The 6,371-nt window shown below is 36.9% G+C and carries 10 protein-coding genes; 9 read left to right on the forward strand and 1 reads right to left on the reverse strand.

Annotated elements, in window-relative coordinates; all coding sequences use genetic code 11:
• Nucleotides 1–162 precede the first annotated feature (162 nt).
• The 9 genes from FQ608_RS14130 (at nucleotide 163) to FQ608_RS14170 (ending at nucleotide 5,962) form a co-directional block, all read left to right on the forward strand.
• A complete protein-coding gene (locus FQ608_RS14130) occupies nucleotides 163–492 on the forward strand; it encodes a helix-turn-helix domain-containing protein (RefSeq protein WP_234364207.1) in 330 nt (109 codons plus the stop codon).
• Nucleotides 493–842: 350 nt separating this feature from the next.
• The gene (locus FQ608_RS14135) at nucleotides 843–1,130 is read left to right on the forward strand and encodes a helix-turn-helix domain-containing protein (protein WP_158858881.1); all 288 of its coding nucleotides are present in this window, start codon (nucleotides 843–845) and stop codon (nucleotides 1,128–1,130) included.
• 162 nt (nucleotides 1,131–1,292) lie between these two features.
• Nucleotides 1,293–2,036 (forward strand): ankyrin repeat domain-containing protein, encoded by a 744-nt coding sequence (locus FQ608_RS14140; protein ID WP_158858882.1) that lies wholly within the window; start codon nucleotides 1,293–1,295, stop codon nucleotides 2,034–2,036.
• Between the two features lie 285 nt (nucleotides 2,037–2,321).
• Nucleotides 2,322–2,606, forward strand: coding sequence for a hypothetical protein (locus FQ608_RS14145; protein ID WP_158858883.1), 285 nt, complete (start codon nucleotides 2,322–2,324; stop codon nucleotides 2,604–2,606).
• Between the two features lie 88 nt (nucleotides 2,607–2,694).
• Nucleotides 2,695–2,970: a hypothetical protein gene (locus FQ608_RS14150; protein WP_158858884.1), complete on the forward strand. Its 276-nt coding sequence runs from the start codon at nucleotides 2,695–2,697 to the stop codon at nucleotides 2,968–2,970.
• 279 nt (nucleotides 2,971–3,249) lie between these two features.
• On the forward strand, nucleotides 3,250–3,777 hold the full coding sequence (locus FQ608_RS14155; RefSeq protein WP_158858885.1) for a DUF4303 domain-containing protein: 528 nt from the start codon (nucleotides 3,250–3,252) through the stop codon (nucleotides 3,775–3,777).
• Nucleotides 3,778–3,894: 117 nt separating this feature from the next.
• Nucleotides 3,895–4,767 carry a hypothetical protein gene (locus FQ608_RS14160; protein WP_158858886.1) on the forward strand — a complete coding sequence of 291 codons (873 nt, stop codon included), beginning with the start codon at nucleotides 3,895–3,897 and terminating at the stop codon, nucleotides 4,765–4,767.
• Nucleotides 4,768–4,937: 170 nt separating this feature from the next.
• Nucleotides 4,938–5,207: a HepT-like ribonuclease domain-containing protein gene (locus FQ608_RS14165; protein WP_158858887.1), complete on the forward strand. Its 270-nt coding sequence runs from the start codon at nucleotides 4,938–4,940 to the stop codon at nucleotides 5,205–5,207.
• A 254-nt stretch (nucleotides 5,208–5,461) separates the two neighbouring features.
• The gene (locus FQ608_RS14170) at nucleotides 5,462–5,962 is read left to right on the forward strand and encodes a PAS domain-containing protein (protein ID WP_158858888.1); all 501 of its coding nucleotides are present in this window, start codon (nucleotides 5,462–5,464) and stop codon (nucleotides 5,960–5,962) included.
• Between the two features lie 91 nt (nucleotides 5,963–6,053).
• On the opposite strand, the gene FQ608_RS14175 is transcribed toward FQ608_RS14170, so the two are convergent.
• Nucleotides 6,054–6,230 carry a four helix bundle protein gene (locus FQ608_RS14175; RefSeq protein ID WP_158858889.1) on the reverse strand — a complete coding sequence of 59 codons (177 nt, stop codon included), beginning with the start codon at nucleotides 6,228–6,230 and terminating at the stop codon, nucleotides 6,054–6,056.
• Nucleotides 6,231–6,371 lie beyond the last annotated feature (141 nt).

The raw sequence follows: 6,371 nt of genomic DNA on the forward strand, positions 1-6,371 counted from the left end.
CAGCAGTCAACCCGACAAGCTATGCCGTGATGGGGCTGCTTACGCAATTTCATCGTAGGGAAAAAGATATTTATGAGATTGTGGGGATATTGATGCTTGCCACTTATGATATTGCCTATAAAGCGGTAAATATTCCCGATAAATATTTTTGAAAAAATTTTAATGAAAAGCAGAATCCGTAATAAGATGGAAAAGATAGATAAAAAGAATGCAACAACCTTTGAGGACCATTTAGAAAAAAGATATGGGGCACCTGGAACAGATCAAAGAATAGCATTTGAGGCAAAGGCGAAAGCTTTTGCAATCGGGGAGCTAATCAAAGAAGAGAGAAGACTTTCGAACATGACTCAGGAACAACTGGCACTGAAAACCGGCACAAAAAAGAGCTTTATTTCGAGAATTGAAAACGGGAAAAGTGATATTCAGCTATCCACTTTGTACAAAATTCTTGAAATTGGGTTAGGCAAGAAAATATCCTTTACGATAGAATAGATGAAATCGAGCATGACGCAGGCGACGCACGGAGGGATGATTATAATTGCGAGATTCCATCTGACCGTTAAATATCAAATTATAAACAGATGAAAAACTAACCCAAGTAAGATTCATGATAAAATAAAAACGTTTAACAACAACTAAGGTTTGCATGGAATATCTGAAAAAAATCATAAAAGACTTTGAAATTCACTCTGCCGCAGGAATCAAAGAATGCTTTGAAAACCGAAAATTGTTTACGATTAACGAAACCTTTTATATCTTTAAAGTGTAGTTAGATTTAGAAATAAGTGATAAAACGATTTGAAACTAGGCTTTAGAACAAGTTATCTAGAAAGCAAGAAAAAATGAAGAGTTACAAATTAGACGAAGCTGAAGACCTTTTAATCGGAAAAAAAGGAACTCAAGAAAGAGACGAATATGAATTTGAGCTTAAACTTGAACTCATTGGCGATATGATTAAAACTGCCCGAAAGAAGAAAAATTTGACGCAGGAACAATTAGGGGAATTAGTAGGAGTTAAAAAGGCTCAAATTTCTAGATTGGAAAATAGCACCGGAAATGTGACTTTTGAAACGGTAATGCGAATTTTTAATGCTTTGGGAGCTAAATTAAGTTTAAACCTACAACTCTGAAAAAAAGGTATGCCTGCGTAGTTCGTTGGATGGATACACAAGATATTTAAGCGTCCTATGACAAGGGTAACCACTGCCCGCCCCATGTTTTCTTAGGTTCTTTTTGCGTCCGTTATTATTTAAATCACAGCTCAAACGTTAATCAACCAACAAAGTGCGCACATGGACTACCTGAAAAAAATCATAAACGACTTTGAAATTCACTCCGCTGCGGGAATCAAAGAATGCTTTGAAAACGGCGTAGATCCCAATCTTGAATATAAGGGAAGGCTCCTCATTTATGAATTGATAACCATGTATCTGCGGGGGCCTGGTTTTAAGGACTGTGTCAGAATCTTTGTGGATTATGGGCTGGAGTTCGAGGATAAGGTGTTTTTGGCAGTCCTGCTTGATGATGCGGCATCACTGGATAGGCTTTTAGCAGGTAATTCTGAGCGGGTATTTAAAAAATATACGTTGGACTGTGCTTTTACGCCACTTTTCGAAGTATCCCTCCTACATATCTGCGCCGAATATGGCCATTTAAATTGCGCCAAAATGCTCTTACAACATGGAGAGGATATAAATATAAAAGCTGGCATAGATCCAAACGGATTTGGTGGGCAAACTCCCATCTTTCATACTGTAAATCAGCATGCCAATGTATGCATAGATGTCATGAAGTATTTTGTCCATCAACATGCCGACCTTTCGCTAACCGTACCGGGACTTATTTGGGGTAAGGGTTCCGATTGGGAAACATTTATTCCAGCAGTCAACCCGATAAGCTATGCCATGATGGGGCTGCTTCCGCAAATTCAGCGTAGGGAGGAAGATATTTATGAGATTGTGGGGAAATTGATGCGTGCTGCTTATAATATTGACTACAATCCGGGAAATATTCCCAATAGGTATTTGAGGAAATAACAATTAAAAAAATACAAACTGATGAAAAAGACATTTTTACTTTTCTCCATTTTATTTCAGTAATAATTAAAAAGGGCACAAAGGAGGCACAAAAAGCACAGAGTTTTTTAGAAAATTCTCAGTGTCCTCTGTGTTACCTCCGTGTCCTCTGTGGTTCTATTAAAAAATCGAATTAGTAGAAAAACAGTTTAAATGGGGATTTCGTATATCTTCCACGCAACGGATGGAAAATAACAATGTACACATTAATTTAGAACTCGAATCTAGAGACGAAATCAAATTGAAGTGAAGAAAAGAAAGAAATCAAAAATTCACACGGATAAAAAGGGACGGAATTTTATAAGAAAGTCCTATTTTGTTGGGGGTAAAATGAAATTCCAAAGGATCTACGTGATAGATGGCATTTCTGAAGAGGAATTTTATTACAATAATGCAACTGATATCGACCATACGATCAATGGAGAATATTGGTTGATTAGTACAGAAAAAGAAACGGATGAGTATTGTGACAGTTCGAATCAACAGGTGACGCATTTTCCCGATAATAATAAAGACGATCTGCCGTTTTGAACCCGAAAATGACTGGGAAATTCGCTGGTGGTAACAATTGTAGCTCATTTAGTTCTATCGATATATTGTAAGCCAATACAATTTTAAAATGAACAGAATTTACTTGTCCCTAATGCTTGAATTTGCTCCGCTTGAAGTTGAAATGAGCGACCAAAATGGACTATACGATTTTATCTTTCCGATAATGGCAAGGGAAATATCAGAGCATACGGGTTTTGACACGACAGAATTTATGGCTGGGATGAAGGATTATGTCCGGGAATTCCAAGGGAAGCTTTTCCATATGACGACATCCGAATCCGGTGGTTGTGCATATATGTGGTATGCACCTATCAATAGTTTCGTGACGTTTTATTGTCCATGATTCACTGCTCTTGAGATAAATTTTACCTTATAGCACAAAATGTTTTTAATTTCGAAAATACGTTTCAAGAAACCCCTATTTGAACTATGCATCTATGTTGTTTAAAAAGACGAGGGCCAATGTGGAAACGCTCTTAATGTGATGGTTTGGTGCTTGTTGGAAGAAAAGTTTCTAGTTGACAGCTAATGAATAAGGGCAAAAATTACACTAATTTTTTTTACATCATTTTAGTATTTCAGATTGATTTTAAAGCCTATATTTAAGGGGGAAAAATCAACGATGGACTTTAAAAAATTAGCACTGAATATAGAAGCTGCAACAAGGCAAGCCTTTTCCGAAATGGTGCACCTTCATGCCTCAGAGGGGATTTATGGTTTTGCCTTGTATAGCGATGAAGGAGCCATGACAGTTTGCCCTTCTACTAATACGCTAAAGCATTTGGCAGAATCTGATCCAAATGACCGTTTGTATTACAAGTATGAACCAGCCTCATGGAAGTACGAGATGGAAGGTGCGGATGAAGCGTTTGAGGAAATAAGCAGTCTTCTTAACGAGGAAGTAATGGCCAATGAAGAGGACGAAGATTGGTTAGATGATTTCCAGACAAAGCTTTTTGAAACATGTGTCAAGGTGTTGGAGAAATTAAAAAATGAGGGGTTTTTCAAGAAAACTGCAGGCAAAGATATTTTTTTGACATTTACTGTTTCCGATTATGATTTTGAGCCAAAGGACATGGAAAGGATTGCTAAACGCCTTAATGATAACGCTTATACCAAGGAGTATGTAAATTGGATTAGAAGCATGTAAAGCGATGCAAGCGGAAAGACATACCATATATTCAAACTCACATTAACGGCGCCGATTTCACAAGCTTTCAGGCGCATGATTATCTATGTGCTGCCAAGATATATTTATCTCAAACTTATGATCCAAAGCCGGCAAAACATCATTGAAAGAATATTTTCTTTCCAAAATGGAAATGGATTATGGGAGGTAATTCCTGAGTCTCATAAGTATTTTCCAGACTACCTTCATTATGTGCCAAATTACAAAGCATCTGTTTGGACGCTAATATTATTGGCAGAACTACAGTGTAGGAGAGATGACGATAGAGTAGTTAAGCCCCTAATAGAGGTAAAAAATCACTTATATGATGAAGAGCACGGCATTTATTCCTTAAAAGAAGACCATTTCCCGATACCTTGTCTAAATGGCAATATGCTTTTCCTTGATTGTTATTTTAACGGGGGACCGGACGATAAAAGTAAACGGCTTTTAGAATTTTTCTATGATTACCAGCGGTTTGATGATGGTAAATACGAGGGAGCCAAGAACCAATTTTGTTCTAATACAAGCTGTTACGGAAAACATACCTGCTATTGGGGGGTGGTTAAATTGTTGAAAGGTATATCGTTTATTCCAGAAAGCCAAAGAAGCAAAGAGGTCAAAAGTCTCAGAGACAAGTGTATTGATTTTGTCTTAAAACATAAAGTATGCTATAGTTCCCACCAGCCCTCGAAAATTATGATCAATAAAATTGATTTTCTCACCTTCCCGAATTTTTATAAGAGTGATTTTTTGGAAATATTATGGATTTTAGCAAGAGAGAAAATCACCTCAATGGAAATAACATCAGCGTTGGAGTTGCTGCAATCTAAAAGGCGCAGCGATGGAACGTGGGAATTGGAAAGGGAAATGAACAATATGGTTGTTTCAATAGGAAAAATAAATCAACCGAACCAATTTATTACGGAAAGAGCAAATGAAGTAAGTTCAATTTTTTCAAATGAAATATGACCTTGAAAAGCTATTAGATTTTAAAGTTGACTTAGTGTCCTCCAATGGGTTATCACAATATATTAAACCTATAGTTGATAAAGAAAAGCAACTGATATATGCGAGGTAAACTCGGAAACCACATTCGACTGAAACATATCTTTGATGCGATTTTGTAAATTGAATCATATGTGGCAAATAGGGATTATTTTGACTTTGAAAAAAACTCTATGTTGAGATTTGCCTGTATAAAGCAATTAGAAATTATCGGTGAAGCTAGCAACCACATTTCAGGCATAACAAAATCAAAAATTTCAACCATTGAATGGTCTCAATTAGTCGGAATGAGATATGTTTTTGTGCATGAGTACTTTGGGGTAGATATAAAGCTCGTTTGGGGTATAATTGCTAATGATATTCCAGACCTGAAATCAAAAAATATGGAAATTCTTGATAGTTAGAAAAATAGCCAAACATCCCTACAATCTTGGAAAACTGAGAGGTCCAAAGCTATACATCCTTCCGATTTTTATAAATCTATCTATCCCGGAGTACTACTTAATAAAATTTTCAAAAATAAACAGCTTTAAATTAAACAGTTTGCTTGGCAGATTAGTTACTTTTATTAAACTAGATTAATCCAAAATCGAAGTTGCAATTCTTGAAAAAATTTAATTTTTGTCAAATATTCATCTTTCTCTAACTTATTCAAACTATGTCTACCAAATCTGCTGCCCAACGAAATTTTTTCCCTCTACTTTGCTGGGATGTGATTTCCAGTCAGCGGGAACTGATGGTAGAGGGCTTTCGGAAAAATTTGGATATCAATGAATTATCTGATATTTCAGAGAGGAAAGGTTGGGTTTTTGAGTGGAATCAACTGGTTGACAAATCGTATGATGCCATCGTTATTACTGATACCAACCGTAAGATACTTTGGGTGAACGATGGTTTCAAAGAAATGACAGGCTATCCCAAATCGTTTGCGCTGGGAAGGACTCCAAATTTTTTGCAGGGAAAGGAAACAAATGAGTCCTCAAAGCAAGCGATAAGAAGTAAGCTGTCTGTTGGTGATTCCTTTACCCAGCAGGTAGTCAACTATAAGCAAGACAAATCCCCTTACGTCTGTGAGATTACCATCTATCCGGTAAAAAATAACCGCCATGAAATAGCGGCCTTTTTGGCTTTGGAGAGGGAAATTCGGCAGGCTGGATAGATTATCGCTTAGCCAATGGTGAGCCTACTTCATCTGAAACACATCCTTCCCTGAACCTTTATTGACACAGAATTTGTCCACTATCTCCTGCTTATTGATCACGTAATTGCCTGCGATAACCGAATAGACCTTCTGCAATGTTGCTGCTTACTGAGATGGTAGCTCGTCTTAGTTGACTTGTCAGACCAAATTTTTCATCTGAAGGAAATTGGTTTGTAGCTAAATAAATATCTTTAACCAACTCTCTTGATTTTTGCCATACTCCCAATTTAGTTTATAAGTCGATAAGTTTATAAGTGGATGGTGTAAGGGTATTTAACAACCATCGTCACCTTTCCCTCCTTTGTTGCCACCTGGATATAACGGTTCGATTAGTGCCACCCGTTTCGGTGTAATTGAGCCACCCATT

Source organism: Lunatibacter salilacus, from assembly GCF_009797935.1.
In the GTDB taxonomy this organism is placed as follows: Bacteria; Bacteroidota; Bacteroidia; order Cytophagales; family Cyclobacteriaceae; genus Lunatibacter; species Lunatibacter salilacus.